The 594-nt window shown below is 55.7% G+C and carries 1 protein-coding gene; it reads right to left on the bottom strand.

Annotation, left to right across the window (positions count from 1 at the left end; all coding sequences use genetic code 11):
• Positions 1-594 (bottom strand): hypothetical protein (locus EII11_RS10620; protein WP_165867167.1); only part of this gene is annotated, 594 nt, incomplete at both ends.

Genomic DNA, 594 nt, shown 5'->3' with positions numbered 1-594 from the left:
TGCCTAACCCAATCCAGGCTCGGATTCTTTCATCAGCCGCTCTGCCAGCAGTAACCTGTTGATCCCCGATCTGGTCAATAAAGAACGCCTCCAGCTTGCCTTGGTTCCTTAGGGCGGTTTCGAACATGGATTCGAAGTTGCCCTTAAACCGCCATGTCTCCTGATCGGTGCCCACATAGTGGCAATCAACCACCGTTGCTAGATGGGAGTCCTCATAACGGGTTAAGGCTGTGCGCAGCGTGGCAAGCCCCTCATCAGAACTCGCTGCAACTCTGATCATCACCTGCAAATCTTCTCGCTTGAACTTGGGAAGATTCGTCAAAGTCCCAAGATCATCACGAGTCACCTCATCCCGCATGCCACCAGCGGTCGAGCCTTCGGCTTCCTCAAAGAGCGCCATGTCTATGGCTGGCATGTGTGTGCCTAGGATGTGGGCTAGGTGTGTGCTGGCTGTGGTGCCGACGGTTTTGGGGGTGAAGGTTTCGTCGTTGGTGTGGAAGAGGAGGGGGTTGCCTGCTGAGTCCATGCCTTGGGTGCGGTTGGCCAGGTATTCGATGGTGCTGGATGCTAGGCGTGCGCTGGATGGTTGGCTTG

The sequence above is a fragment of the Schaalia canis genome (assembly GCF_003858455.1).
GTDB lineage: Bacteria > Actinomycetota > Actinomycetes > Actinomycetales > Actinomycetaceae > Pauljensenia > Pauljensenia canis.
Note: the sequence above shows the minus strand (reverse complement) of the source record. Positions and strands in the feature narration are given on the sequence as shown.